Here is a 24,568-nt window from a genome sequence, read left to right as displayed (position 1 = left end):
TCCCCCCGACAACAGGTGGCACCTGCCGTCTCCCCGCCCGGAGAATCATTACCGACCGGAAGCAACGGGTAGGTAAGGCTAGGTTAAGCTCTGCTCGGCCGCGGCACCACGCCGCCGACCGTCGACGCAGAACGAGGATCACAGCTATGAACGCGATTCGTAACTACCGGCGCGCAGCAATCGGCGCCTTGGCCGTCATCGCCCTGGCCGGGTGCTCCACCGCCACGACCGACGATTCCGATGCCACCGCGGCAGCCGAGACGGTCACGGTCGAGGACAACTTCGGCGAGCAGACGGTAGCGATTCCGCCGAAGTCCGTTGTCGCGACCGACAACAGCACGTTCGAGACGCTCGACTCGTGGGGCGTGGACCTGTCGGCCGGTTCCGTGAGCCTGATGCCGAGCACGATCGGGTACAAGCAGGACGACAGCATCATCAACCTCGGCACCCACCGCGAACCCAACCTCGAGGCGGTTGTCGCGGCCGAGCCCGACCTCATCATCAACGGCGGCCGGTTCGCGCAGTTCCGCGAGGACTTCGAGCGCCTCGCGCCCGACGCCGCAATCGTCGAGGTCGCGCCGCGCGACGACCAGCCGTTCGACGCCGAGCTCAAGCGCGGCACCACGGTTCTCGGCGAGATCTTCGGCAAGCAGTCGGAAGCTCAGGCCCTCAACGACGCGTTCGACGCCTCGATCGCGCGTGTGAAAGCCGCCTACTCCCCCGACACGTCCGTGATGGGCTTGATCACCTCCGGCGGTGAAATCGGCTACGTCGCGCCGAGCACCGGCCGCACGATCGGCCCCATGTTCGACATCTTCGGTTTCACCCCGTCGCTCGAGGTGCCCGAGAGCTCCGACAACCACCAGGGCGACGACATCTCGGTCGAGGCCGTCGCAGCCTCCAACCCCGATCTGATCATCGTGATGGACCGTGACGCGGGAACCGCCAACGGTGGCGGCGAAGGATTCGTCCCCGCGGCGAACATCATCGAGAACACCGAAGCACTGAAGTCCGTCACCGCGGTCAAGGACGGCAAGGTGATCTTCCTGCCGACCGATACCTACACCAACGAGAGCATCCAGACGTACACGGAGTTCTTCAACTCCCTCGCGGACCTGCTCGAGCAGCAGAAGTCCTGATATTCGTCACTCCTGGCGCCCGCGGGTCCGTCCCGCGGGCCCAGGCATGAATGCCTCACGGAAGACAGCAGCATCGATGAGCACAACGACGGTTTCCCCGACCGGCAAGGGCCGGCTGTTCGACTGGAAACTACTCCTGGGAATCCTCGGAGTCTGTGTCCTGCTGACGCTTTCGCTCTTCACGGGGGTGTACGACATCTTCGGCGGAGAACACGGCTGGGAGATGTTCGAGATCACCCGCATCCCCCGGACGATCGCGCTGGTTCTGGCGGGCGCGGCAATGGCGATGTCGGGGCTGGTGATGCAGTTGCTCACCCAGAACCGGTTCGTCGAGCCGACCACCGCCGGCACGACGGAATGGGCGGGCCTCGGCCTCATCCTGATGATGATCCTCCTGCCCGGATCGGGGCTCATGCCGCGGATGATCGGGGCGATCGTCGCCGCGTTCGTCGGCACGATGATCTTCTTCCTGTTCCTCCGCCGCGTCTCGCTGTCCTCGTCCCTCATCGTGCCGATCGTCGGCATCATGCTCGGCGCCGTCGTCGGCTCGATCACGACGTACCTCGCCCTGGCCACCGACATGCTCCAGAGCCTGGGCGTGTGGTTCGCCGGCAGCTTCACCTCCGTCCTGCGGGGACAGTACGAGGTGCTGTGGATCGTCGCCGCCGTTGCGGTCGCGGTGTTCCTGGTGGCGGACCGCCTCACGGTGGCCGGTCTGGGCGAAGACGTGGCGACGAACGTCGGACTCAACTACACTCGGATCATCTTCCTGGGCACCGGCCTCATTGCCGTGGCCACCGGCGTCGTGACCGTCGTCGTGGGGAATCTGCCGTTCATCGGCCTCATCGTCCCGAACATCGTCTCCATGTTCCGCGGCGACGACCTGCGCAGCAATCTGCCCTGGGTCTGCTTGCTGGGCATTGCGATCGTGACGGTGTGTGACCTCATCGGCCGGACGATCATCGCCCCGTTCGAGGTCCCGGTCTCGCTCATCCTCGGCGTGGTCGGCGCCGTCGTGTTCATCGCTCTACTGCTGCGGAGCCGTCGTCATGCCTGAAACCATGCCCGTCAGCGCAGAACCGGCGGTCACGGCACCGCCGGCGGAACTGCGTGCATCGGATGTCTTTCCGACCCCGAAGGCGCGCCGCCGCTACTGGATTCTGCTCGCCGCACTGTCGCTCCTCGCGTGCTTGTTCGCGGCGGGAACGCTGGTGTGGAACAACCCGATGCCGTTCGGGAGTTCCGGGTTCTGGCGGATCACGGAGATGCGGGCGACCAGCCTGGTCGTCATCGTGATCGTCGTGGTGTGCCAGGCGACCGCCACCGTCGCGTTCCAGACGGCCACCAACAACCGGATCATCACACCGTCGATCATGGGATTCGAGGCGCTGTACGTCGCGATCTCCACGGCTGCGGTGTACTTCCTGGGTGCCGTCGGAGTCGTTGCACTGCAAGGAACTCCGCAGTTCCTCCTGCAGATCGCCCTGATGGTCTTCTTCTCGCTCGCGCTCTACGGGTGGTTACTGTCGGGCAAGTACGGCAACCTGCAGGTGATGCTGCTCGTCGGCATCATCCTCGGCGGTGGGCTCGGCTCCGTCTCGACCTTCATGCAACGACTGCTCACGCCGAGCGAATTCGACATTCTCACCGCACGGTTGTTCGGGTCCGTGTCCAACGCGGACGCCTCCTACCTTCCCGTCGCCATTCCCCTGTGTATCGCCGCTGCCGCCGCATTGTGGTGGCGTGCATGCAAACTCAATCTCGTGGCGCTGGGACGCGACATCACCACCAACCTCGGTCTGAATCATCGCCGCGAGATCATGATCGTGTTGTTCCTCGTGTCGGTCCTGATGGCCGTCTCCACAGCCCTCATCGGACCGATGACGTTCCTGGGCTTCCTGGTGGCCACCCTCGCGTACCAGTTCGCGAACACCTACGACCACCGGTACGTGTTTCCCGTCGCGGTACTGACCGGGTTCGTCGTCCTCACGGGGGCCTACTTCGTTCTCAAGAACGTCTTCTACGCCGAGGGCGCCGTGTCCATCATCATCGAAGCCGTCGGCGGATCGGTGTTTCTCTACGTCCTCCTCCGAAAGGGCAGACTGTGATCGAACTCAAGGGCGTCCGCAAGGATTACGGCGACGAGGTGTCGATCGGCCCGGTCGATCTACAGATTCCGGCGGGCGGTATCACCGCACTGGTGGGGCCCAACGGAGCCGGCAAGTCGACACTGCTGACGATCATCGGCCGACTGCTCGGCGCCGATTCCGGCTCGATCGAGATCGCCGGCTACGACATCGCCCGCACCGCGTCGAAAGACCTCGCGAAGATCGTCTCGATCCTGCGCCAGGAGAACCATTTCGTCACCCGGCTGACGGTGCGTCAGCTCGTGGGCTTCGGCCGGTTCCCGCATTCGAAGGGCCGCATCACCCGGCAGGATCAGGAGATCATCAGCCGCGCGATCGAGTTCTTCGATCTCGGCCCGCTCGAGAACCGCTATCTCGATCAGCTTTCCGGCGGGCAGCGCCAGCGCGCCTATGTCGCGATGGTGCTGTGCCAGGACACCGACTACGTCCTTCTCGACGAGCCGCTCAACAATCTCGACATGCGGCATTCGGTCCTGATGATGCAGCACCTGCGCCGGGCCGCCGACGAACTCGGGAGGACGGTGGTCATCGTCCTGCACGACATCAACTTTGCCGCGCACTACGCGGACCGGATCTGCGCGGTGAAGAACGGGCGCGTCGTCGAGTTCGGGACTCCGGAGGAGATCGTCGTCGACGACACGCTCACGCGCGTGTTCGACACCCCGGTGACCTGCGTGGACGGCCCCAACGGCCCGCTGGCCGTCTACTACCGGTAGTCAGCTGCGATAGTGGTCGGCGTGAACGCTGCCGAGAGCCTCCGTACCCACCTGTTCGGCCCCGCCGACGGGCCGCAGATCCTTGCGCTGCACGGGCTCACGGGTCACGGCCGGCGCTGGCGGCACCTCGCGGAGAATCATCTCCCCCACGCCCGGTTCCTCGCACCCGACCTCCGTGGTCACGGCCGATCGCCGTGGACGCCTCCCTGGACGTTCGAACGCCACGTCGACGACCTGCTCCATGTGCTCGACACGCACGCCTCGGGTCCGGTGACCGTGGTGGGCCATTCGTTCGGAGGGGCACTGGCGCTGCATCTCGCCGCGGTGGCCCCCGAACGAGTGCGAGCACTCGTCCTGCTCGATCCGGCGATCGCGCTGCCGCCGGAGCGGATGCTCGACGTCGCCGACTCGACGGCCCGCTACCCGGACTACACCGACGAAGCCGAGGCGCGCGCCGAGAAAGTCAACGCCGACTGGGCCGAAGTCGATCCGGAACTGCTCGACGCGGAGGTTGAGGAGCACCTGGTGACGCTGGACTCGGGGCGCGTCGCCTGGCGGGTGTGCGTGCCCGCGACGGTGACGTCGTGGAGCGAACTCGCCCGGGACTACGTGTTGCCACCCGCTCACGTCCGGACCGTGTTCGCGCGGGCCGGGAAGGTGCAGCCCGGATACACCTCTCCCGAATTCCGTGCCGCGCTCGCCGACCGGCTCGGATCGAACCTGATGATGGTCGAGGTCGACTGCGATCACATGATCGAGCAGGCCCGCCCCGCCGAGACCGCCGATCTCATCTCCCGGGTGCTGTAGATGGCCGCGACCACCGACGACCAGATCGAAAAGGTGCGCGCGCTCGTCGCGTCCATCCCGGAGGGCCGCGTGGTCACCTACGGCGACATCGCCGATGCCGCAGAGCTTTCCAGTCCGCGTACGGTCGGCTGGATCATGCGCACCGACAGCGCCGACCTGCCGTGGCATCGCGTGGTGCCGGCGTCCGGCAGACCGGCCGCGCACCTCGCCCATCGGCAACTGGCCCGGCTGGCGCTCGAAGGCACACCGATCCGCGGAGACCGAGTGGATCTGGCACAGGCACGCCACCCCTTCCCCACCCCGTGACAACGACCTCGCCGGTGGGTCCGGCCGTCCGGACCCACCGGCGAGGTGGTGACTCGCTGGTGCTCAGGCGCGTTCGGGCCTGGCCAACGCCATCGCGCCCAGTGCGATGACGCCGCTGACGACCATCGCCACCGCCATGGGCACCGCGGTGTCTTCTCCACCGATTCCGACGAGCGGGGCGATCGCTGCCGCGAGCAGGAACTGGAGCGCACCGAGCAACGCCGAGCCGGTGCCCGCCGCACGTTGCGCCTGGCCCAGGGCCAAGGTGGTGGCGTTCGCGATGATGAGGCCGAGGCTGCTCATCGTGCACCACAGCAGGATCAGTGTCACCCACATCGCCGGTCCGGCAAGGCTGTTGATCAGCATCAGGACCGACATCGACGCCAGGATCGTGAGGCCGATCAGCAACGTTCGCCCGGAGCCGATCCGGCGGACGATGTTGTCGTTCGCGATACTGCCGATCACGAGACCGATCGCGTTGGCGGTGAACGCCACCGTGTACCAGCCGGTGGACATACCGTGGACGTTCTGCAGCACGAAGGGCGAGGCGGAGATGTAGGCGAACATCACGCCGAAGGCGAAGGCATACGCCAGGGTGTAACCGACGTACCGGCGGTTCCGGAGCACTTCCCTGGCATCCCGCAGCATCGCGGAGGCGCCGCCTTGGGTGCGGCGCTCGACGGGATGGGTCTCGGGCACCAGAAGCAGCACGGCCAGGAACATGAGGACGGACAACCCGGCGAGCACCCAGTAGACGGCGCGCCAGCCGGCGTTCGTCACGATCACGCCGCCGACGAGAGGCGCGATGATCGGAGCTACCGCGTTGATGACGACGAGCAGGCTGAACAGCTTGGCTGCCGCGACGCCCTCGGCCCGGTCCGCGATGACGGCACGGCCGAGCACGATGCCGGCCGCACCCGCGAAGCCCTGCACGAACCGCGCGCCCGCGAGCAATTCGATGGTGGGCGCGAGCGCACTCGCGGCACTGAACGCCGCGCACGCGAGGGTGCCGACGAGCAGGAGCGGGCGGCGGCCGAACCGGTCGGACAAGGGACCGAAGACGAGCTGGCCTATGGCCATTCCGAGCAGGAATGTCGTGAGGGTCAGCTGAATCGCAGACGCGCTCGTGTCGAATTCTTCGGCCATTTCCGGAAAGGCCGGGAGGTACATGTCGATCGCCAGCGGCGCCACTGCTGCGAGGAGCGCCAGGACCGCAATCAACTTCGCCGAGAACGGCGTGCCGTCGGTGCCGTCACCGGTCTCGATGTTCTCGGGGGGATCCAGCGCCTCGGTGGTCGCGGAGTCATGCTGGGGCATACGTGCCTTTCATTGCCAAGGTATATGTAAATGTATATATACATTTAAGAGCTAGTATCGTAGCATGGTGAATCCACGGGACGTAAGCGACAGCGACGTCGACAGCCTCGCCCGGACCTCTCGTTCGCTGGTGTGGGCACTCCGGAGATTCGGCGAACGGGAGGCGGGCCTGTCGGCCATGCCGAACTCCGAGATCGAGGTCCTGCGCGCGGTTGCCGAGCGCCCCGGTAGTTCGATTTCGGAGATCGCGCGCGCCCTCGACCTGCAGAACAGCAACGTCAGCACCACCGTCAGCCGCCTCGTCGATCGCGGACTGCTCGAGCGACGCGCCGATCCGAACGACGGACGTTCACACCGGATTCACCAGACCGACCTGGCCCGGCGCAACAACGCACTGATCGACGCCATGTGGGCACGGGGCATACGCGATCTGCTCACCACACTGAGTCCCGAAGAAGCGCGCACCCTGATCGAGGCCGCGCCCCTGCTCGCCCGGCTCGGCTCGATGCCCAAGAACTACTGATCGACACTGCGGCAGGGCACCGGCCCTGCGAAAGCTACGGCGTCATGGGGCAGCATGAGGATATGAGTGCACTGACCGACGTGGAGGCAGTGATCGTCGCGGGCGGCCGCGCGACCCGCATGGGAGGCGTCGACAAACCCGCACTGGCGGTCGGGGGGCGGCGCCTCCTCGACACCGTCCTCGCCTCCGTCACCGGGTGTGCGCGGATCACGGTGGTGGGCCCTCGGCGCGACGACCTCGACCCCGCGATCATCCAGGTCCAGGAACATCCGGCCGGCGCCGGGCCCGTCGCGGCGCTCGCCGCGGCAAGCCCTGTGGCCGACGTCGTGGTGACACTGGCGGCGGACCTGCCCTTCGTCACCGCCGCCACCGTGGCAACGCTGATCACGGCCCTCGACGCCGATCTGTCTGCGGACGCCGCCTTTGCGGTGGACGACGAGGACAGGATGCAATACCTGCTCGCGGTGTGGCGAGGCCCCGCGCTCTCCGCACGACTCGCACATCTCGGCGAGGAGGTGGCCGACCTGCCGATGAAGGCTCTGCTCCCCGACCGGTACGCCTCGGTCACCGTGACGGGCACCGCCGACTGCGACACTCCGGCAGACCTGCACCGTGCGCGCGTCGCTCACGCCCCGGGACGCGTCGCATCCGACCCGGACGACGCACGGTCGCTGGTGCGCCAAGCCCTGCTTCCGCTGCCCGCTCGACGGATCCCCGTCGGCGCGGCGGAGGGCGCGACACTCGCCGCACCCGTCGTTGCGGCAGCGGCCCTGCCGCCCCTGCCGACATCCGCGATGGACGGCTACGCCGTTGCAGGTGACGGACCGTGGACACTGCGGCCCGAGGTCCGTCGCGCGGGCGACCCCGCAGTATTCACGCTCGAGAACGGAGAGGCCGCCCGGATCGCGACCGGCGCCCACCTCCCGGCGGGTGCCACCGCAGCGGTCCGCGACGAGTTCGTCCGCGTCGACAACGGTGTGGTGCGCCGGCTTCCCGAATGCCCGGTGCGTGACGACACCCGCCGCCGGGGCGAAGACTGGGATGCCGGGTTCGTGCTCGCCGAAAGCGGCGAGACCGTCACACCCGCTGTCCTGTCCGCAGCGCTGAGCGGCGAGGTCACCGAGATCGATGTCCGGGGCCCGCTCCGGGTGCACCTCGTTATCAGCGGCGACGAGATCGTGCGCCACGGTCCGCTGCGCGAGGGCCGGACCCGGGATTCCCTGGGCCCGGTCCTCCCCCGGTTCGTCCGGTGGTGCGGCGCCGAACCGGTCGGTGAGACGCTGCTGCACGACAGCCCCGGCGGGTTCGAGGCCCTCTTCGCCGGCACACAGGACGTCGACGTCCTCGTGATCGTGGGGGCTACGGGCGGCGGTGCCACGGATCGGTTGCGCGGCGCCCTCGACCGGGCAGGTGCGCACATCGTCGTCGAACGTGTGCGGTGCAAACCCGGCGGTTCCCAGGTCGCCGCCGTGCTGCCCGACGGCCGCGCGGTGCTGGGTCTGCCGGGAAACCCGGTCGCGGCGTTGTCGACGCTGCTGGTGATGCTCCCGGCCGTCGTCGACGGCCGTACCGGCCGCACGCCGCCGCCGCGCCTGGTCGGTCCTCTCGCGAACGCGTCGGAGGTCGAGGGCGACCGCACCCGCTTGCTGCCCGCTCGGCAACGTGAAGATGGACAGTGGTTGTGCGACAACGCGGTCCGCACCGCCCACCTCGCCGGCCTGATCGGGCGCACCGCAATCGCGCTGGTGCCGCCCCGGTGCTCCGACGGAGACGTCGTGGAGTTGCTGCCGCTCCCCCGCTGACGCGCCCGACGCACGGCGGTGTCAGTCGGCCGGGCACACCCCCGCGCTTGCCTTCAGCGCAGGAACGGCAGCGAAGTACCGACGGGCGACCAAGTCGACGACAGGCGCCGTCACGCCGAGCGGGGCGGTGACGCCGTCGGCGCCGGCGTCGGACAGACGAGAGTGGAACAGTCCTTCGGCCAACAGATACGACGCGACGAACACCCGCCGGGCTCCTCGCTCGCGCAGCGCCTCGACCACCTGCGGCACGCGCGGTTCCCCGGTCGCGACGTAGCCGACAGACACGGTCTGGTGCGTCGGACCCGACAGCATGTCGGCTGCCAGGTGCACGTCGCGCAGTGCCCTCGGGTCGGACGACCCGGCCGCCGCGAGCACCACGGCGTCGCCGGGACGCCACCCGGCCTCGCGCAACCGCTGGACGAGCACACGCGCCAGGACCGGGTCGGGGCCGAGCGCCGGAGTGACCAGCACTCTGCCGTGACCGCTGTCGGCGACCTCCCGTGGCACATCGGCATGCACGTGATATCCGGAGGCGAGGAATGCCGGCACCAGCACCACCGGCCCCGCGACCTCGCGCAGCACCTCGGCCGGCGACGGACCGAGTACGTCCACGAACGCCACCCGCGTGGCGCCGACCCGGCCGGACACCGCGTCGGCGAGGCGGGCGATCATCTCGACTCCGCGCGGATTGCGGGTGCCGTGGGCGACGAGCAGCAGAGCGGGATCGGTCATGGCTCAAGGTCCTTCCGGATCGACCGCCAGGCGGTAGCCGCGCTTGACCACGGTTTGGACGATCGACGGCGCTCCGAGTGCCGACCGCAACCTCGCGACCGCCGTCTCCACCGCATGGGTGTCTCCGCCGCCGCCGGGAAGCGCGGCGAGCAGTTCTTCGCGGGAAACGACGCGTCCGGGCCGCGACGCGAGCGTCCGGATCAGTGCCATCCCCGCAGGGGCGAGACCCCGGGTGGTGTCGTCGACCATCACGCAGCGTCCGCGCATTCCGAGGACATGCCCTCCGGCTTCGATCCGCACGGCGCGGCGCGGAAGTTCCTCGGCGAGGTGCCTCGCCAGCGAGCCGAGCCTTGCACGCGACGGCATCGTCACCGGCACCTCGAGAGCGACGAACGGCGCCGCGGTGACCGGCCCGACGCACACCGCCGCGACACCGGTGCGAAACCCCCGCAACATGAGCTCGAGCATTCCGGTCTCCTTGGCGCGCATGAGCATCGAGGCCACAGCCGGCGCACTCGTGAAGCTCACCGCGTCGAGTCCGTAATCGGCGACCTGCTCGATCATGCGGTCCAGCGCCGCGGGATCGTCGGGCGGAGTCCACCGGTAGACGGGAATCGCGACGACATCCGCACCCGCGGCCCGAAGTGCTTCGCACACATCGGTTCCCGGCTCCCACTCGGTGCGCTCACCGTGCAGCTGGACCGCGATCCGGCGACCCCGGACCCCTTCGGCAAGCAGGTGTTCGAGGACCTCGGCCGACGACTCCGACGCCGGTGACCATTCCTCGCGCAATTCGGCGGCGCGGATCGCCCCGGTCACTTTCGGTCCCCGGGCCAGGATGCGGCTGCCCGCAAGAGAGCGCGCGAGGTCGTCGGAAAGGCCCCACCCGTCCGCTGCTCCCATCCAGCCGCGGAATCCGATCGCGGTCGTCGCGACCGTGATGTCCGGTGGGCCGGCGACGATGCTGCGGGTCACCCGCTCGAGTTCGGTGTCGTCCGAGAGCGGGATGATGCGGATTGCCGGTGCGTGCACCACGTCGGCGCCGCGCCGCGTGAGCAACGTCGCGAACTCCTCCGCGCGTCGCGCCGCAGTGACTCCGACGGTGAAACCGCGCAGCGGCGTGTTGTCCTGGTTCACGAAAACTCGGCGCCGGTCGCCGGACCGTCGTCGGAGCGCGCGCTCGTGAGGTGGCTGTGGACCTGCACGACACCCGCCCACACTCGCACGTCGTAGACCGGCAACCGCACCGACGGGTCGTCGAGGCAGCGGCCGTCGTCGAGCGAGAACACCTGCTTGAGCAGGGGTGAGGCAAGGGTGGGTTCGCCGGCGCGGTCCCCGACGATGCCGCGCGACATCACGGCGGCGCGGCCGAACGGATCGAAGTTCCCGACCGCGCGCAGCGTGCCGTCGTCGAGCAGGAACACCGCGACCTGTTCGCCCCCGCGCAACAGGACGGCCACTCCGCGGCCGGGAATGAGGTGGCTGAGCGGACAGGCCGACGTCCATTCCAGGCGCCCGTCGAACACGCTCTCACGCGTCGAACCCCCAGCGGTATGCGACTCGATGACGGTCATGGGATGGTCCCTCCTCGAAACTTCCGTCCTGGCATTCTGTGGCCACGGTGTTTCACGCGCGTTACCCACCGATTCCCTCCACGTAAGCAGGCACGTCACGCGGATCCGTCCCGGCCGATCTTCGGCATGCCGACCAGGACAGGCACCTTCCGCTTGCCGGAGTCGTCGAACCGGATGGTGGGGTCGGGCTGGTCCGGGGCATTGACGAAGGAGACGAAACGCGCGAGCAGTTCGGGGTCCTCGAGCACTCCCGACCATTCGTCCTTGTACCCGGCGACATGCTTGACCATCGCGGCTTCGAGTTCGGCGGCGATGCCGAGGCTGTCGTTGCACACGACGTCCTTCAAGTGCTCGAGGCCGCCGTCGAGCGCGTCGAGCCAGGGCGCCGTGCGCTGCAACCGGTCGGCGGTGCGGATGTAGAACATCAGGAACCGGTCGATGTACCGGACCAGGGTCTCGTCGTCGAGCCCACCGGCGAGCAGTTGCGCGTGCTTCGGGGACTGCCCGCCGTTACCGCACACGTAGAGGTTCCAGCCGTTCTCGGTCGCGATCACACCGACGTCCTTGCCTCGCGCTTCGGCGCATTCGCGCGCGCACCCGGAGACGCCGAACTTGAACTTGTGCGGCGCTCGCAAACCGCGGTACCGCATTTCGAGATCCACCGCCATTCCGACCGAATCCTGCACGCCGTACCGGCACCAGGTCGAGCCGACACAGCTCTTCACCGTGCGCAGCGATTTACCGTAGGCCTGCCCGGATTCCATCCCGGCGTCGACGAGCCGTTTCCAGATCGCGGGCAGTTGCTCCACCCGGGCACCGAACATGTCGATGCGCTGGCCGCCGGTCATCTTGACGTACAGCCCGAAATCTCGCGCGACCTCCCCGATGACGATGAGCTGTTCGGGGGTGCACTCGCCGCCGGGCATCCGCGGCACCACCGAGTAGGTGCCGTTCTTCTGGATGTTGGCGAGGAAGTGGTCGTTGGTGTCCTGCAGGCCCGCCTGCTGACGATGCAGGATGTGGTCGGAGTCGGTGGACGCGAGGATCGACGCGACGACGGGCTTGCAGATGTCGCAACCCCGTCCGGTGCCGTAGCGCGAGATCAGTGCCGAGAAGGTGCGAATCTGTGTGGCTCGCACGATCTCGAACAGCTCGGCGCGCGACTGCTCGAAGTGCTCGCACAGTGCCTTCGACATCGGCACACCGGAACTGCTGAGCAGTTGTTTGACGGTCGGGAGGCATCCGCCGCACGTGGTGCCGGCGTTGGTACACGCTTTGACCTGCGCGATGTCGCACGCGCCGTCCGCGATCGCCCCGCAGATCGCGCCCTTGGTGACGCCGTTGCACGAACACACCTCGGCATCGTCGGGAAGCGCTCCCGCGCCGGGCTTTTCACCTGCCGGGGAGATGAGCGTCGCCGGATCGCCCGGAAGTTCGCGGCCGACGAGCGGACGCAACGTGCCGTAGGACGACGCGTCGCCGACGAGAATGCCGCCGAGCAGCGTCTTCGCGTCGTCCGACACGACCAGCTTCGCGTAGGTACCCTTCGCCGAGTCGGACAGCACCACCTCGAGCGCACCCGGCGTGACACCGTGCGCGTCACCGAAGCTGGCGACGTCCACACCGAGCAACTTGAGTTTGGTCGACAGGTCCGCGCCGGGGAATTCGGCAGCGCCGCCGAGCAGTCGGTCGGCGACCACCTCTGCGGTGCTGTACCCGGGGGCCACGAGCCCGTAGCAGGTGCCCTCGACGGCCGCGCACTCCCCGATGGCATAGATCGCGTCGTCCGTGGTGCTGCGGCACCCGAGGTCGGTGAGGACACCGCCGCGCGCACCCACCTCGAGACCGGCGTCGCGAGCGAGCGCATCCTGCGGGCGCACTCCCGCGGAGAACACCAGCACCGCGGCGTCGATCGTCGATCCGTCGGACAGTTCGACGACGAGACCGGAAGGACCCTCGCTGATTCCGGCCGTGCCCACTCCGGTGTGCACGGTGAGCCCGAGGTCGGTCACGAGCCGTTCGAGGACCCGTCCGCCGCCCTCGTCGACCTGCAGCGGCATCAGACGCGGCGCGAACTCCACGACATGCGGAGACATTCCCAGCCGGCGGAGAGCGTTCGCGGCCTCGAGCCCGAGCAGTCCACCGCCGACCACCACACCGACCGGAGCGTCACCGTGCACGGACGCGGCGTCGGCCGCCGCCCGGATGCCGTCGAGATCGTCGAGTGTGCGGTAGACGAAACAGCCCGGAAGTTCGTTGCCGGGGATCGGCGGCACGAACGGGTAGGAACCGGTCGCGAGAACGAGCGCGTCGTAGGCCAGCACGTCGCCGGCGTCGGTGGTCACGGTGCGCGCCGCCCGATCGACCGCAACGACGCGGGAGGAGACCCGAAGATCGACGAGAGGGTCTGCCGCGTAGTCGTTTCCGGCGAGCGCGAGTTCTTTGCGATCCCAGGTTCCGACGTACGACGACAACCCCACGCGATCGTAGGCGGGGTCCGGTTCCTCGCAGAGCACCGTGATCTTCCACGCGTCGTGCTCGTCGCGGGAACGCAATGCCTCCACGAAACGGTGCCCGACCATTCCGTGCCCGACGACGACGACGTTCTTGCGGCTCATGGGAAGTCTCTCTCTGTTCGTGCAGGCGGATCGGTGTCAGACGGTGGCGTCGGACAGTGGCGTCGCCGGGGAGAGCGGCGCTGCCGATGTAGGCGTGGACGACCCGATGGGTTGTTGCGGCCGGCGGAGGAAGACGACCCACGTCACCGCGATGCAGACGAGGTAGAAGATCGCGAAGACCCAGAAGGCCATGGTGGCGGACTGCGCTTCGCCGCCGTACGAGCCGCGGAAGACGAGGTTGATACCGACGCCGCCGAGTCCGCCGATGGCACCGGCGAATCCGATGAGGGCGCCGGACATGCTGCGCGACCACGCGGCCTTCTCGGCACGATCGGCACCGGCAAGTCCCTGGGCCTTCGCTTCGAAGATCGAGGGAATCATCTTGTACACCGAGCCGTTGCCCAGGCCGGACAACAGGAACAGTGCGATGAAGCCGAGCACCATGGCCGTCAGGACACCGCCGGATGCTGCACCGGCGCTCGCGTCGTCGAGGGTTCCCGCCACGATCAGTACTGCGGCGGCGAGCGCCATACCGACGAATGTGTACATCGTGATGCGGCCGCCGCCGATACGGTCGGCCAGTTTGCCGCCGATCGGACGTGAGAGCGAGCCGAGCAACGGGCCGATGAACGCGATCTGGGCGGCGTGCAGCGCAGCCTGGGCGGGTGTGTCACCGCCGGCGAGGAAGTTGATCTGAAGCACCTGGCCGAACGCGAAACTGAAGCCGATGAAGGAACCGAACGTGCCGATGTACAGGAAGGAGATGACCCACGCGTCGCTGAACTTCAGCACGCGGCCCATGGCGCGCAGGTCCGCTTTCTGGTCGCCGAGGTTGTCCATGAACAGTGCCGCACCGATCGCCGCTGCACCACAGAGCACCAGGTAGACGGCGCAGACGATCCACGGTTCGGTGTTGCCGACGGTCGCGATTACCAGCAGGCCGATCAGCTGAATGGCCGGTACCCCGATGTTTCCGCCGCCCGCGTTGAGCCCGAGTGCCCAGCCCTTGAGCCGCTGTGGATAGAACGCGTTGATGTTCGTCATCGACGAGGCGAAGTTCCCGCCGCCGACGCCGGCAAGCGCCGCGACCAGCATGAACGTGCTGTACGAGTGCCCCGGGTTCAGCATCAGGTACAGCGCTCCGATGAGCGGGACGAGCAACACGAGCGCACTGAAGATGGTCCAGTTACGGCCACCGAATCGGGCGGTCGCCACGGTGTAGGGAATGCGGAGCACGGCACCGACGAGCGTGGGCACCGCGACGAGGAAAAACTTGCCCGCGGCGTCGATGCCGTAGATGTCGGTGGGCATGAACAGCACCATGACCGACCACACGGACCACACCGAGAATCCGACGTGTTCGGCGATGACCGACCAGATCAGGTTTCTCTTGGCGATCTGCTTTCCGCCGGACTCCCACGCCTCGACATCTTCGGCGTCCCAGCTCTCGATGTAGTGCTTGCGCGTGAATCTCTCTCGGAGAGTCTCGTTCCGGACCGAATCTGCCATGCCGGCCGCCCTTCTCAGGTGTGTGATGAACCCAAGGTAGGCAACGGGTGTTGCCGCGGTGCTGCCCGCGATGACCGTCGCGTCAAGAGATGCTCACCCGGTGACGGGCGACGGTGTGAGGTGGCCGTAACCGATATCAGAGAAGGAATCGGACCAGGTCGGCGGTGTGCGCCAGGCCGGGAAACGCTTCTTCGGTGGATCGTGGGTGCAGCGCATGTACCGCGAGCCGGAACATCACGGCGCGCAACAGCATCTGCGGCCACTCCGGAAGGTCTTCCCACCGCGCGATGAGACCGTCGTCGGCGCCGCCCCACGACAACGCGTCGACGACAGTCACCGCGGCCGCCCACGACGCGGGACGCCAGTAGGGCGTGATGTCGGTCAGGCCCGGCGCGGCCCGTCCTGCGAACAAGACGGTGCCGAAGAGATCGCCGTGCACGAGTTGGTCGGGCAGGTGCACCGGCTTCCGGAACGTGGCGAGCTGCCCGATGAGGTCGAGGCTCTTACGTCCGTCTGGGGTGACCGTCTCGGGGGCACCCGCAGCGCGCGCGGTCCGCAGCGGCACCGTTTCCCACGCCGCGCGGTCGGCCGCGACGAAGACGTCGACGTCCTGCCACGGTGCCACCGGAGGTTGCATGAGGAAGCGCGGGCGCTCGAGTTGTGAGGTCGCGACGTGCAACCGCAGCGACAGCGAGACCACCTCGTCGTGCCGGGGTTCGGAAGTCCCCACGATGTACGTGTCGGCGCGCCATCCGGACACCACGTAACGCCCGTCGGTCGATCGGACGGGCCGGGCGAGCCGTACTCCGTCGACGGTCAGGGTCTCCCTGATCTTCGCGGACCACGCCGCGCGGGCGTGGTCGGCGACCCGGGACAGGACCACGTCTCCACACCGGAAACCGCCGTCCCAGTCGGCGCCGAGGGCGACCGGCTCGACGTCGCGAAGGCCGAACGTAGAGCACACGTGCTGCGGTGGTTCGAGTGAGCTCACGCCCACACGGTACCGGCGCGCCCGCCCGGGTCCCGGGAGGCACTCCGCTGTTTTCCGGTCACAGCTCCGCGACAACGGGCCGGAGGCGCTGCGGCAGCTGCCCGGCGCCGGCGGTCAGTAGACGGGCAGCGAGGGATCGATCTGCTGCGCCCACGCGAGTACTCCGCCGCGAAGGTGGGTGGCATCGGAGAACCCGGCGCGCGTGAGCACGGCGAGGGCCTCCGCCGACCGCACGCCCGTCTTGCAGTAGAGGACGATCGGCCGGTTCTGCGGCAGTTCGGCCAGGGCCTCGCCCGACAGGATGCGACCCTTGGGAACCAGCCGGGCACCGTCGATGCGGACGATGTCCCACTCCACCGGTTCGCGGACGTCGATCACTTCGACGTCGCGGCCCTCGTCGAGCATCCTGCGCAACTCGCCCGGCGTGATCGTCGCATCGGCCGCTGCCGCCGCGTTGTCCGGGACGACCCCGCAGAACACGTCGTAATCGATCAGTTCGGTCACCGGTACGCGGCCGGGGTCCCGGCGCAACGTCACGGTGCGGAACGACATCGCGAGCGCGTCGTAGATCATCAGCCGTCCCAGCAGCGGCTCACCGATCCCGGTGATCAGCTTGATGGCCTCGGTCGCCATGATCGTGCCGACGGTTCCGGGCAGGACGCCGAGGACCCCGCCTTCGGCGCAGGACGGCACCATGCCCGGCGGCGGCGCCTCGGGATAGAGATCGCGGTAGTTCAGGCCGCGCCCGCCGGGAGCGTTCTCCCAGAACACCGACACCTGGCCTTCGAAGCGGAAGATCGACCCCCACACGTACGGCTTGCCGGCGAGCACCGCGGCGTCGTTCACGAGGTAACGGGTCGCGAAATTGTCGGTGCCGTCCACGATCAGGTCGTACTGCTCGAACAGGGCCACCGCGTTGCCGGAGTCGAGGCGGATCGGATGCAACCGCACGTCGACGTGTTCGTTGATGGCGTTGATGCTGTCGCGGGCACTCTCGCCCTTCGCCCTGCCCACGTCGGAACGGCCGTGGATGACCTGACGCTGCAGATTCGACATGTCCACTTCGTCGAACTCGACGATGCCCAGGGTGCCGACACCCGCCGCGGCCAGGTACAGCAACACCGGTGAGCCGAGGCCGCCGGCGCCGATGCACAGCACTTTCGCGTTCTTGAGCCGCTTCTGTCCGGTCACACCGACGTCGGGAACGATCAGGTGCCGGCTGTACCGGGCGACCTCGTCACGATCGAGGTCGGCAGCCGGTTCCACCAGAGGTTGCAAGGCGCTCGGATCCACCGAGGGCGTCGATACGGTCACGGGTACTCCTCGGCCGGCGGGACGGTCGTGGTCCATTGTTCCACCGCTCACAGTGGCGGCGGCGTCACGCCCTCGGGTACGGCCACGGGTTGAAACGGCACCGCAGCCCGTCGGCCGGGACGACCCCGCCGGGATCGAGCCGGGCGATGTCGTTGTTGTCGGTGCCGAAGGTCTGCTGCATCATGATCGGCGCGAGACCGTCCTGCGCCCCGCACCGCTCGTGCTGAGCGAAGCCGATGGCGTGCCCGACCTCGTGATTGACCAGGTATTGGCGGTACGAGCCGATGTCGCCCTGGAAGGCGACCGCGCCGCGAACCCAGCGCGACTCGTTGAGCAGGACCCGCCCGAGCGACGGATTGAAGCACGAACCTTCGAGGCGGATGTCGTACCCGCATCCCTCCCGGATGGTCATCTGCGAGGTCAGCGAGATCCGGAAGTCGGGGGTGCCTACGTCGATCCGGCGGAAGGCGAACTGGGGATCACCGACCCAGCTCCGAGGATCGGCGAGGGTCCGGTCGACCAGGAGCCCGAACGCGTCGTCACCGCCGTAGCCCGCGGTGTCGATCCCGTCCTCGACTTCGACGGTGTAGGTGAAGGTGCGTGCCGCCTCCGAGCCCACCCGCGCGGTCGTGCCGGGCAGCACTCGCCACCTCTGCGCGCCCCGCTCGGTGAACGGGCCGCCGTCGGGCAGGGTGCCGGACGCGAGATCCGCAGGGAACACCCCGTCCGCCCGCGGTGCTTCCGCGATAGTCTCGCCCGCGTCCACCATGCTCTGTTCTTCGGCTGCGCCGTCCTCGCCGGTTCCTCGCGCCGCATCCCACAGCACCACGACGGTGACCACGGCGAGCACAGGCACCACGTAGGCGCGCCATCCGTATGTTGCGACGAACTTGCCGAGCCGGCTCTGCTTCCGGACCTCTCGGACGGGCCGGGGCCTGCGCGGTTCCCGCGACGGGTCGTCTCCACCCACCGGGTCCCACTGGGCTCGCAGCGGCTGGTACGCATCGCGCTTGGGTACCCGCGACGCACCGGAATGCCGGCGCTGCTCGGAAGGCTGTCGCGGTTCGGAAGGCCGGCGCGGTTCGGAAGGCCGGCGCGGTTCGGGAGGTTGCCGGGATCCGGACGGCGGTCGCTGTGCCGGGGAACCGGATGGCGGGGTCCGGGTGGAGTCCTCCGCGGACCTGCTCGGTCGCGCTCCTCCTCGGTCGATCACGGTTGACAGAATGTCACATCCACGAGAATCCGACGGGCGGTCCCGGCAGTCCTGCGGAGGGAGACAGGAAAAGCGGATACTGGGCGTGGGGCCCGCCAGGAGATGCATGGGGCCGACCAGGAGAAAAGCGCGGCGACCTGTAACCTGCAAGGATGATCGATGCCGAAGTGGCGCTGCTCACTCTCGGCGAAGTGCGCAGACTGGAGCAAGCATGACCGAACTGGCCGACCGGGCATCCGGCCGCGGCAACAACGGCAACAAGCGTGGTGCCCGGATGCCGAGGGACGAACGGCGTGCCCAGCTGCTCGAGGCTGCGAGTGAAGTGTTCGTCACACGCGGTTACCACTCCGCCGGCATGGACGAGATCGCCGAGTGCGCGGGTGTGAGCAAGCCGGTGCTGTACCAGCATTTCCCCGGGAAGCTCGAGTTGTATTGCGCCGTCCTCCAGAACTACGTGGACGTTCTCATCAACGGGGTCCGGCAGGCGCTTCGGTCCACCACCGACAACCGCCAGCGCGTCCGTGCCGCCGTCCAGGCCTTCTTCGACTTCGTCGACAACGACAGCCAGGGTTTCCGGCTGGTCTTCGAATCGGACCTGATGGGTGAGCCGGAAGTGTCCCGTCGCGTGGAACAGGCCACGGAAGCGTGTGTGGACGCCGTGTTCGATCTGGTCAGTCACGACTCCGGTCTCGACCCCTACCGTGCGCGGATCCTCGCCGTCGGGTTGGTGGGGACCAGCCAGTTCACGGCCCGTTACTGGCTCGATGCCGCGCGTCCGATCCCGAAGGACGATGCCGTCGATACGACGGTCGCGCTCGCGTGGGGCGGACTCAAGCACGTCCCGCTCCAGCCCGAACTACGGCTGCGCTGACGAGGCCGTCCCGGCCGGCCGCACGTCGCGGACGCAGCCGGGAGAACAGCGATACGGCGAGAGGCCGGGGCGATGTCGCCCCGGCCTCTCGCCGTATCGGTCCTGTGGTCAGATGGCTGCGAAGCCGACCCTCCCGATGGTGGAGGGGCCGATCTCCACGTACGCGATCTTCGCCGCCTGCACCAGAACCTTGCGGCCCTTCTCGTCGATGAGAGCGAGCACGCCGCTGCCGTTGCCGCTCAGTGCGTCGGTCACAAGCTTTTCCACCTCGTCGTGCGTCTGGTCGCTGACGAGGACGAGTTCACGCGGGCTGTCCGCAACGCCGATCTTGACCTCCACTGGGGACCTCCGAAATCTCAGGCTGTACTGCTTGTCACCGCCAGGCTAATGCAGTCCGAGCACTGCCATCCGCTTGGTGTGCTCGACCTGCATCCGGTCGAACAGGGCGGCAATGCCGGCGAGGTCACCCGAGGTAAGAATCACCAGTTCGGCAAGCTCCTCGTTCTGGGCGAGCACGTACTGGGCCTGCGTGATGGCTTCGCCCAGCAACCGGCGACCCCACAGCATCAGGCGGTCCTTCTGGAGTGGGCTTCGTTCCACCACTTCACGGACCTCGCGGACCACGAACTCGGAGTGCCCGGTCGCGGCGAGCACGTCGCGCACCACCGCGGCTACCTCCGGGGCCAGCCGGTCGGCGATCTCACAGTAGAAGTCGGCGGCGATCCCGTCGCCCACGTACGCCTTGACGAGAGATTCGAGCCACGTCGACGGGGTGGTGGACGCATGGTAGGCGTCGAGAGCCTGCCGGTACGGCTCCATCGCGGCGTAGATCTCCACACCGCGGTCGTCGAGCGCCGCGTGCAGCGTCTCGAAGTGGCTCATCTCCGCCGCTGCCATGCTCGCGAGGGCGACACGTCCCCGCACCGACGGGGAGAACTTGGCATCGTCCGCGAGACGGTAGAACGCGGCGATCTCGCCGTAGGCGATCACCGCGAACAACTCGGCGACGCCGGGATGGTCGGCGGGGACGAGGGTCGGGCTGGATGATGCTGTGGACGGCGACGATTCGGCTCCCATGACGACAAAGCGTAGTACTACCTCGGCGAATCCGCCGGAACCGGTACAATGGTCTTTGAAGTTCGCGCTTCGAGCCGCTGAACGCAGCCCGCGAGCTTCACCGATAATGTGCGCGCACCCGACCGCGGATCGCCGCGCTTCGCCGAGCTTCTGAACAACGCTCGTGCTGAGGCGCAGGCCGGTCCCCTGCCCGACCTCGTGCGTGCGTGCCGAGACCAGGAAGGCCGGACCCCTGAGCAAGATCACAATCGACCACGAAGACGACGCGACCGAAACGACCGTCTCCGCACAACTCGACTCCACCCACGTTCCCCCCACCTTCGGAGAACTCGGCGTCCGCGACGAAATCGTCCGGGCACTCTCCGAGGCCGGCATCGAACGTACGTTCGCAATCCAGGAGCTCACGCTCCCCCTCGCCCTCGCAGGCGACGACCTCATCGGCCAGGCCCGCACGGGCATGGGCAAGACCTTCGGGTTCGGGGTCCCGCTGCTCAACCGCATCACCACCGACGGTTCGGGCACCACGACCCTCGACGGCACCCCGCGTGCGCTCGTCATCGTCCCGACGCGCGAACTGTGCGTCCAGGTGACCGGCGACCTGGTGAGCGCCGCGAAGTACCTGCCCGGCAGCGGCAAGAAGGGCCTCGAAGTCCTGTCGATCTACGGCGGACGCCCGTACGAGCAGCAGATTTCCCAGTTGCAGAAGGGCGTCGACGTCGTCGTCGGCACCCCGGGCCGGCTCCTCGACCTCGCCAACCAGGGGCACCTGATCCTCGGCAAGATCGGCGTGCTCGTCATGGACGAGGCCGACGAGATGCTCGACCTCGGCTTCCTGCCCGACATCGAGCGCATTTTGACGATGGTGCCCGACAAGCGTCAGACGATGCTGTTCTCGGCCACCATGCCGGGCCCGATCATCACACTCGCCCGCACCTTCCTGAACCGTCCGACGCACATCCGTGCGGAGGAAGCCGAGTCGTCGGCCGTGCACGAGCGCACCCAGCAGCACGTCTACCGTGCGCATGCGCTCGACAAGGCCGAACTCGTCGCGCGCGTGCTGCAGGCCGAAGGCCGCGGCGCGACCATGGTCTTCACCCGTACCAAGCGCACCGCACAGAAGGTCGCCGACGATCTCGTCGAACGCGGCTTCGCCTGCGGAGCCGTGCACGGCGACCTGGGCCAGATCGCACGCGAGAAGGCACTGGACAAGTTCCGCGCCGGCAAGATCGACGTGCTGGTCGCCACCGATGTCGCGGCACGCGGCATCGACATCGACGACGTCACCCACGTCATCAACTACCAGTGCCCCGAAGACGAGAAGACGTACGTGCACCGCATCGGCCGTACCGGCCGCGCGGGCCGCACCGGCATCGCGATCACCCTCGTCGACTGGGACGACATTCCCCGCTGGCAACTGATCGACAAGGCGCTCGGCCTCAACATGCCCGATCCGGTCGAGACCTACTCCAGTTCGCCGCACCTCTTCGAGGAACTCGGCATTCCCGCCGGCACCACGGGGCGCGTTCACAAGCAGGCTCCGGCGCGGTCCGCCGAGAGCGAGCCCACCGAACGTCGCCCGCGTGAGGATCGCGAGGAGACGGCGTCCCGGCCCAAGCGCAACCGCGTGCGCCGGCGCACGGTCCGCGGCCAGGCGACCGACGGTGACGCCTCGGGCGCCGACGCGACGGAGCCGAAGACGTCGAACGCCCAGCAGAAGGCCCCGCAGGCCGAGGGCGAATCGGAGCGAGCCGGTTCCGACGCACCCGCATCCCCGGCACGCCGTCGTCGCCGTCGGCGCAGCAACGGCGCCGCGGGCCATGACACGGCCTCACAGGACGCCTCGAACGCGGACACCGTCGCGGCATCGTCCGCTCAGTAGGACCCGTGCTCGCGCCGGAGCGCCGCACCCGCACGGATCTGCTCGTCGCCGCCACACTCGTCGTCACCGTCCTGGTGGCGGCGAGTGTCGTCTGGCTACGGTCCGATGCGCGCGGCACCACCTCGATCACGTGGGACGAGCCGGTGTCCGCTCCCCGAGTCGCCGGCGCGCTCCCCGACGCCCTCACCGAGGTGTGGCAGGCGCCCAGCGGGGCAACGTCGGTGCCCGTCGCGCTCGGAGGCACCGTCGCGACTGCCGACGCGAACACGGTGGTGGGCCGGGATCCGCTCACCGGCAACGAACGATGGCGGTACGAACGCAACCGTCCGCTGTGCGCCGCAACGGGTGCGTGGGGTTCGGCGATCTCGGTCTACCGCGACGCACGCGGCTGCGGGCAGGTCACCGCGCTCGAATCGGACAGCGGCGCGCGAGGGCCGCAGCGGACGAGTGACGCAGACGAGGAGATTCGGCTCTTCGAAGCCGGTTCCCACGTCATCGCACTCGGCGATACCCGGCTCGAGATGTGGCGGTCCGACCTCGTGCGCACCGTCGAATACGGGTACGTCGACGCTCCCGTCAACCCGCGCGCCCAGCCCCGGTCCGGCTGCGAACTACTCTCCGCCGATGCCGGGACCAGCCGTCTCGCGGTACTCGAGCAGTGCCCGAACGAACCGGCCAATCGGCTCACCTTGCTGGACCCCACTCCAGACGACGCCCAGAAACCCGAGCAATACGCGTCGTCGGTGCTGCCCGAAGCACAGACCGGAGCAGGTGCACGCATAGTCGCCGTTCTCGGTGAACGCACCGCTGTGTACATGCCGCCGGGGCCCGGCGGCGGCCCGCGCATCGCGGTGTACGACGGCTCGGGCGCACTCGTCGACACCCACAACCTCGAACGTGTCGCCGGCAACGGCGCCGCACCCGCCACCGAACAGGAGGGGGTACTGGTCTGGTGGACGGGTCTCGACACGGTCGGCCTCTCCCCCGAGGATTTCGCACCGGTATGGACCGTCGAGGACACGCTCGGGACCGGAGCGCCGATGGCGGGATCACTGCTCCTGCCGGTCGACGACGCGGTCGCGGCAGTCGATCCCGCGTCCGGCAACGTCCGGCAGCGGATCCCCGTGGACCGAGACGACGCACCGCAGGACGTGGACGTCGCGGTCACCGGTGAACTCGTGCTCGAGCAACGCGGAGATCAGGTCGTCGCGCTGCGCTGACGGCGCCGGGGTCAGTCCAGCGTGGGCAGTGCGGTGCCCTTCGTCCACGACGCGAGCAGGTTCTCGGCCAGTTCCCGGTAGGCGTCCGCGCCCTTGTTCTTCCGGGCGGCGAGCACGGTCGAACCCGATGCAGACGCCTCGGCGAACCGCACGGTTCGCGGGATGGGCGGCGAGAGCACCGGCAGGTCGTACCGGTCCGACACGTCGGCGAGCACGTCACGGCTGTGCGTGGTCCGCGAGTCGTACAGCGTCGGAAGAGCGCCGAGGAGTTCGAGTTCGGGGTTGGTGATCTGCTTGATCTCCTGAACCGTCCGAAGAAGCTGACCGACGCCACGGTGTGCGAGCGTTTCGCACTGCAGCGGGACGAGGACGGAATCTGCCGCGGTGAGCCCGTTGAGGGTGAGGACCCCGAGGGACGGAGGGCAGTCGACGATCACCACGTCGAAGTCGTCCGCGACCGTCGCCAGCGCGCGTTTGAGGGTGTATTCCCGGCCCGGCTTCATGAGCAGCATCGCCTCGGCACCGGCCAGATCGATGGTCGCGGGCATGAGCGTGATGCCTTCTCCCGCCTCGACCAGGACCTCCTGCACCTTGGTCTCTCCCACGAGGACGTCGTGCACGGACTTGTCGAGCCGGTCCGGGTTGTGACCCAGGGAGAAGGTGAGACACCCCTGGGGATCGAGGTCGACGAGGAGCACCCGCTGTCCCAGCGCGGACAGGGCGGCGCCCAGCGACGCGACGGTGGTCGTCTTGGCGACGCCACCCTTCTGGTTTGCCACTGCAAGTACGGTTGTCACGGGTCGATCCTCGCGT

23 protein-coding genes are annotated in these 24,568 nt (G+C 68.2%); 11 read left to right on the top strand and 12 right to left on the bottom strand.

Annotated elements, in window-relative coordinates; genetic code table 11:
* The first annotated feature begins 146 nt into the window (after positions 1 to 146).
* The 6 genes from ACFWU2_RS14045 to ACFWU2_RS14020 all read left to right on the top strand — a co-directional run bounded on the left by ACFWU2_RS14045 (position 147) and on the right by ACFWU2_RS14020 (position 5,115).
* Complete coding sequence (locus tag ACFWU2_RS14045; RefSeq protein ID WP_378606921.1) at positions 147 to 1,139, top strand: siderophore ABC transporter substrate-binding protein; 993 nt, start codon at positions 147 to 149, stop codon at positions 1,137 to 1,139.
* 76 nt (positions 1,140 to 1,215) lie between these two features.
* Entirely contained in the window at positions 1,216 to 2,196 is a 981-nt protein-coding gene (locus ACFWU2_RS14040) for an ABC transporter permease (RefSeq protein ID WP_378606918.1), read from the top strand.
* Complete coding sequence (locus ACFWU2_RS14035) at positions 2,189 to 3,247, top strand: iron chelate uptake ABC transporter family permease subunit (protein ID WP_378606915.1); 1,059 nt, start codon at positions 2,189 to 2,191, stop codon at positions 3,245 to 3,247. The genes ACFWU2_RS14040 and ACFWU2_RS14035 overlap by 8 nt, the downstream gene beginning before the upstream one ends.
* Positions 3,244 to 4,002: an ABC transporter ATP-binding protein gene (locus ACFWU2_RS14030; RefSeq protein WP_378606912.1), complete on the top strand. Its 759-nt coding sequence runs from the start codon at positions 3,244 to 3,246 to the stop codon at positions 4,000 to 4,002. The genes ACFWU2_RS14035 and ACFWU2_RS14030 overlap by 4 nt, the downstream gene beginning before the upstream one ends.
* A gap of 21 nt (positions 4,003 to 4,023) precedes the next feature.
* The gene (locus ACFWU2_RS14025; protein ID WP_378606909.1) at positions 4,024 to 4,809 is read left to right on the top strand and encodes an alpha/beta fold hydrolase; all 786 of its coding nucleotides are present in this window, start codon (positions 4,024 to 4,026) and stop codon (positions 4,807 to 4,809) included.
* Positions 4,810 to 5,115, top strand: a complete 306-nt coding sequence (locus ACFWU2_RS14020) for an MGMT family protein (RefSeq protein ID WP_378606906.1) — start codon at positions 4,810 to 4,812, stop codon at positions 5,113 to 5,115. It abuts the gene before it with no gap.
* A 63-nt stretch (positions 5,116 to 5,178) separates the two neighbouring features.
* Here ACFWU2_RS14020 and ACFWU2_RS14015 read toward each other — a convergent pair whose 3' ends face one another.
* Positions 5,179 to 6,432, bottom strand: a complete 1,254-nt coding sequence (locus tag ACFWU2_RS14015) for a multidrug effflux MFS transporter (protein ID WP_378606903.1) — start codon at positions 6,430 to 6,432, stop codon at positions 5,179 to 5,181.
* A gap of 64 nt (positions 6,433 to 6,496) precedes the next feature.
* Between ACFWU2_RS14015 and ACFWU2_RS14010 the strand changes: the two genes are divergently transcribed.
* Together ACFWU2_RS14010 and ACFWU2_RS14005 are read left to right on the top strand one after the other, a co-directional pair.
* The gene (locus tag ACFWU2_RS14010; protein WP_378606900.1) at positions 6,497 to 6,955 is read left to right on the top strand and encodes a MarR family winged helix-turn-helix transcriptional regulator; all 459 of its coding nucleotides are present in this window, start codon (positions 6,497 to 6,499) and stop codon (positions 6,953 to 6,955) included.
* Positions 6,956 to 7,017: 62 nt separating this feature from the next.
* Entirely contained in the window at positions 7,018 to 8,757 is a 1,740-nt protein-coding gene (locus ACFWU2_RS14005) for an NTP transferase domain-containing protein (RefSeq protein WP_378606897.1), read from the top strand.
* 21 nt (positions 8,758 to 8,778) lie between these two features.
* Here ACFWU2_RS14005 and ACFWU2_RS14000 read toward each other — a convergent pair whose 3' ends face one another.
* The 8 genes from ACFWU2_RS14000 to ACFWU2_RS13965 all read right to left on the bottom strand — a co-directional run bounded on the left by ACFWU2_RS14000 (position 8,779) and on the right by ACFWU2_RS13965 (position 18,720).
* A complete protein-coding gene (locus ACFWU2_RS14000) occupies positions 8,779 to 9,489 on the bottom strand; it encodes a sirohydrochlorin chelatase (protein ID WP_378606894.1) in 711 nt (236 codons plus the stop codon).
* Between the two features lie 3 nt (positions 9,490 to 9,492).
* Complete coding sequence (locus ACFWU2_RS13995; RefSeq protein ID WP_378606891.1) at positions 9,493 to 10,626, bottom strand: uroporphyrinogen-III synthase; 1,134 nt, start codon at positions 10,624 to 10,626, stop codon at positions 9,493 to 9,495.
* Positions 10,623 to 11,063, bottom strand: coding sequence for a nitrite reductase small subunit NirD (gene nirD / locus ACFWU2_RS13990; protein WP_378606888.1), 441 nt, complete (start codon positions 11,061 to 11,063; stop codon positions 10,623 to 10,625). The genes ACFWU2_RS13995 and nirD overlap by 4 nt, the downstream gene beginning before the upstream one ends.
* A 95-nt stretch (positions 11,064 to 11,158) precedes the next feature.
* The gene (gene nirB / locus ACFWU2_RS13985; RefSeq protein ID WP_378606885.1) at positions 11,159 to 13,681 is read right to left on the bottom strand and encodes a nitrite reductase large subunit NirB; all 2,523 of its coding nucleotides are present in this window, start codon (positions 13,679 to 13,681) and stop codon (positions 11,159 to 11,161) included.
* A 36-nt stretch (positions 13,682 to 13,717) separates the two neighbouring features.
* Positions 13,718 to 15,190: an MFS transporter gene (locus ACFWU2_RS13980; protein WP_378606882.1), complete on the bottom strand. Its 1,473-nt coding sequence runs from the start codon at positions 15,188 to 15,190 to the stop codon at positions 13,718 to 13,720.
* A 136-nt stretch (positions 15,191 to 15,326) separates the two neighbouring features.
* On the bottom strand, positions 15,327 to 16,181 hold the full coding sequence (locus tag ACFWU2_RS13975; RefSeq protein ID WP_378606879.1) for a TIGR02569 family protein: 855 nt from the start codon (positions 16,179 to 16,181) through the stop codon (positions 15,327 to 15,329).
* Between the two features lie 114 nt (positions 16,182 to 16,295).
* The gene (moeZ, locus tag ACFWU2_RS13970; protein WP_378606876.1) at positions 16,296 to 17,495 is read right to left on the bottom strand and encodes an adenylyltransferase/sulfurtransferase MoeZ; all 1,200 of its coding nucleotides are present in this window, start codon (positions 17,493 to 17,495) and stop codon (positions 16,296 to 16,298) included.
* A gap of 64 nt (positions 17,496 to 17,559) precedes the next feature.
* Positions 17,560 to 18,720: a DUF3152 domain-containing protein gene (locus ACFWU2_RS13965; protein WP_378607284.1), complete on the bottom strand. Its 1,161-nt coding sequence runs from the start codon at positions 18,718 to 18,720 to the stop codon at positions 17,560 to 17,562.
* Positions 18,721 to 18,919: 199 nt separating this feature from the next.
* On the opposite strand from ACFWU2_RS13965, the gene ACFWU2_RS13960 reads away from it, so the two are divergent.
* Complete coding sequence (locus ACFWU2_RS13960) at positions 18,920 to 19,579, top strand: TetR/AcrR family transcriptional regulator (protein WP_169619748.1); 660 nt, start codon at positions 18,920 to 18,922, stop codon at positions 19,577 to 19,579.
* A 108-nt stretch (positions 19,580 to 19,687) separates the two neighbouring features.
* On the opposite strand, the gene ACFWU2_RS13955 is transcribed toward ACFWU2_RS13960, so the two are convergent.
* Positions 19,688 to 19,918: a DUF3107 domain-containing protein gene (locus ACFWU2_RS13955; protein ID WP_378606871.1), complete on the bottom strand. Its 231-nt coding sequence runs from the start codon at positions 19,916 to 19,918 to the stop codon at positions 19,688 to 19,690.
* A 45-nt stretch (positions 19,919 to 19,963) separates the two neighbouring features.
* Entirely contained in the window at positions 19,964 to 20,656 is a 693-nt protein-coding gene (locus tag ACFWU2_RS13950; protein WP_378606868.1) for a ferritin-like fold-containing protein, read from the bottom strand.
* Positions 20,657 to 20,858: 202 nt separating this feature from the next.
* Here ACFWU2_RS13950 and ACFWU2_RS13945 point away from each other — a divergent pair, with 202 nt between their 5' ends.
* Together ACFWU2_RS13945 and ACFWU2_RS13940 are read left to right on the top strand one after the other, a co-directional pair.
* Complete coding sequence (locus ACFWU2_RS13945) at positions 20,859 to 22,535, top strand: DEAD/DEAH box helicase (protein ID WP_378606864.1); 1,677 nt, start codon at positions 20,859 to 20,861, stop codon at positions 22,533 to 22,535.
* Positions 22,536 to 22,540: 5 nt separating this feature from the next.
* Positions 22,541 to 23,755: a hypothetical protein gene (locus ACFWU2_RS13940; RefSeq protein WP_378606857.1), complete on the top strand. Its 1,215-nt coding sequence runs from the start codon at positions 22,541 to 22,543 to the stop codon at positions 23,753 to 23,755.
* An 11-nt stretch (positions 23,756 to 23,766) separates the two neighbouring features.
* Here ACFWU2_RS13940 and ACFWU2_RS13935 read toward each other — a convergent pair whose 3' ends face one another.
* On the bottom strand, positions 23,767 to 24,552 hold the full coding sequence (locus tag ACFWU2_RS13935) for a ParA family protein (protein ID WP_378606855.1): 786 nt from the start codon (positions 24,550 to 24,552) through the stop codon (positions 23,767 to 23,769).
* Positions 24,553 to 24,568: the final 16 nt, after the last annotated feature.

Source organism: Rhodococcus sp. NPDC058639, assembly GCF_042717545.1.
Lineage (GTDB): Bacteria > Actinomycetota > Actinomycetes > Mycobacteriales > Mycobacteriaceae > Rhodococcus.
The sequence above is the reverse complement of the archived record's forward strand: the minus strand, read 5'-3'. Positions and strand labels throughout refer to the sequence as shown.

Excerpts from the sequence above, each read along its gene's own strand:
- ACFWU2_RS14015 (WP_378606903.1), bottom strand. The coding sequence starts at position 6,432 with ATGCCCCAGCATGACTCCGCGACCACCGAGGCGCTGGATCCCCCCGAG.
- ACFWU2_RS14040 (WP_378606918.1), top strand. The coding sequence starts at position 1,216 with ATGAGCACAACGACGGTTTCCCCGACCGGCAAGGGCCGGCTGTTCGAC.
- nirB (WP_378606885.1), bottom strand. The coding sequence starts at position 13,681 with ATGAGCCGCAAGAACGTCGTCGTCGTCGGGCACGGAATGGTCGGGCAC.
- ACFWU2_RS13950 (WP_378606868.1), bottom strand. The coding sequence starts at position 20,656 with ATGGGAGCCGAATCGTCGCCGTCCACAGCATCATCCAGCCCGACCCTC.
- ACFWU2_RS14010 (WP_378606900.1), top strand. The coding sequence starts at position 6,497 with ATGGTGAATCCACGGGACGTAAGCGACAGCGACGTCGACAGCCTCGCC.
- ACFWU2_RS14045 (WP_378606921.1), top strand. The coding sequence starts at position 147 with ATGAACGCGATTCGTAACTACCGGCGCGCAGCAATCGGCGCCTTGGCC.
- ACFWU2_RS14000 (WP_378606894.1), bottom strand. The coding sequence starts at position 9,489 with ATGACCGATCCCGCTCTGCTGCTCGTCGCCCACGGCACCCGCAATCCG.
- ACFWU2_RS13980 (WP_378606882.1), bottom strand. The coding sequence starts at position 15,190 with ATGGCAGATTCGGTCCGGAACGAGACTCTCCGAGAGAGATTCACGCGC.
- ACFWU2_RS14035 (WP_378606915.1), top strand. The coding sequence starts at position 2,189 with ATGCCTGAAACCATGCCCGTCAGCGCAGAACCGGCGGTCACGGCACCG.
- nirD (WP_378606888.1), bottom strand. The coding sequence starts at position 11,063 with ATGACCGTCATCGAGTCGCATACCGCTGGGGGTTCGACGCGTGAGAGC.
- ACFWU2_RS14020 (WP_378606906.1), top strand. The coding sequence starts at position 4,810 with ATGGCCGCGACCACCGACGACCAGATCGAAAAGGTGCGCGCGCTCGTC.
- ACFWU2_RS13960 (WP_169619748.1), top strand. The coding sequence starts at position 18,920 with ATGACCGAACTGGCCGACCGGGCATCCGGCCGCGGCAACAACGGCAAC.
- ACFWU2_RS14005 (WP_378606897.1), top strand. The coding sequence starts at position 7,018 with ATGAGTGCACTGACCGACGTGGAGGCAGTGATCGTCGCGGGCGGCCGC.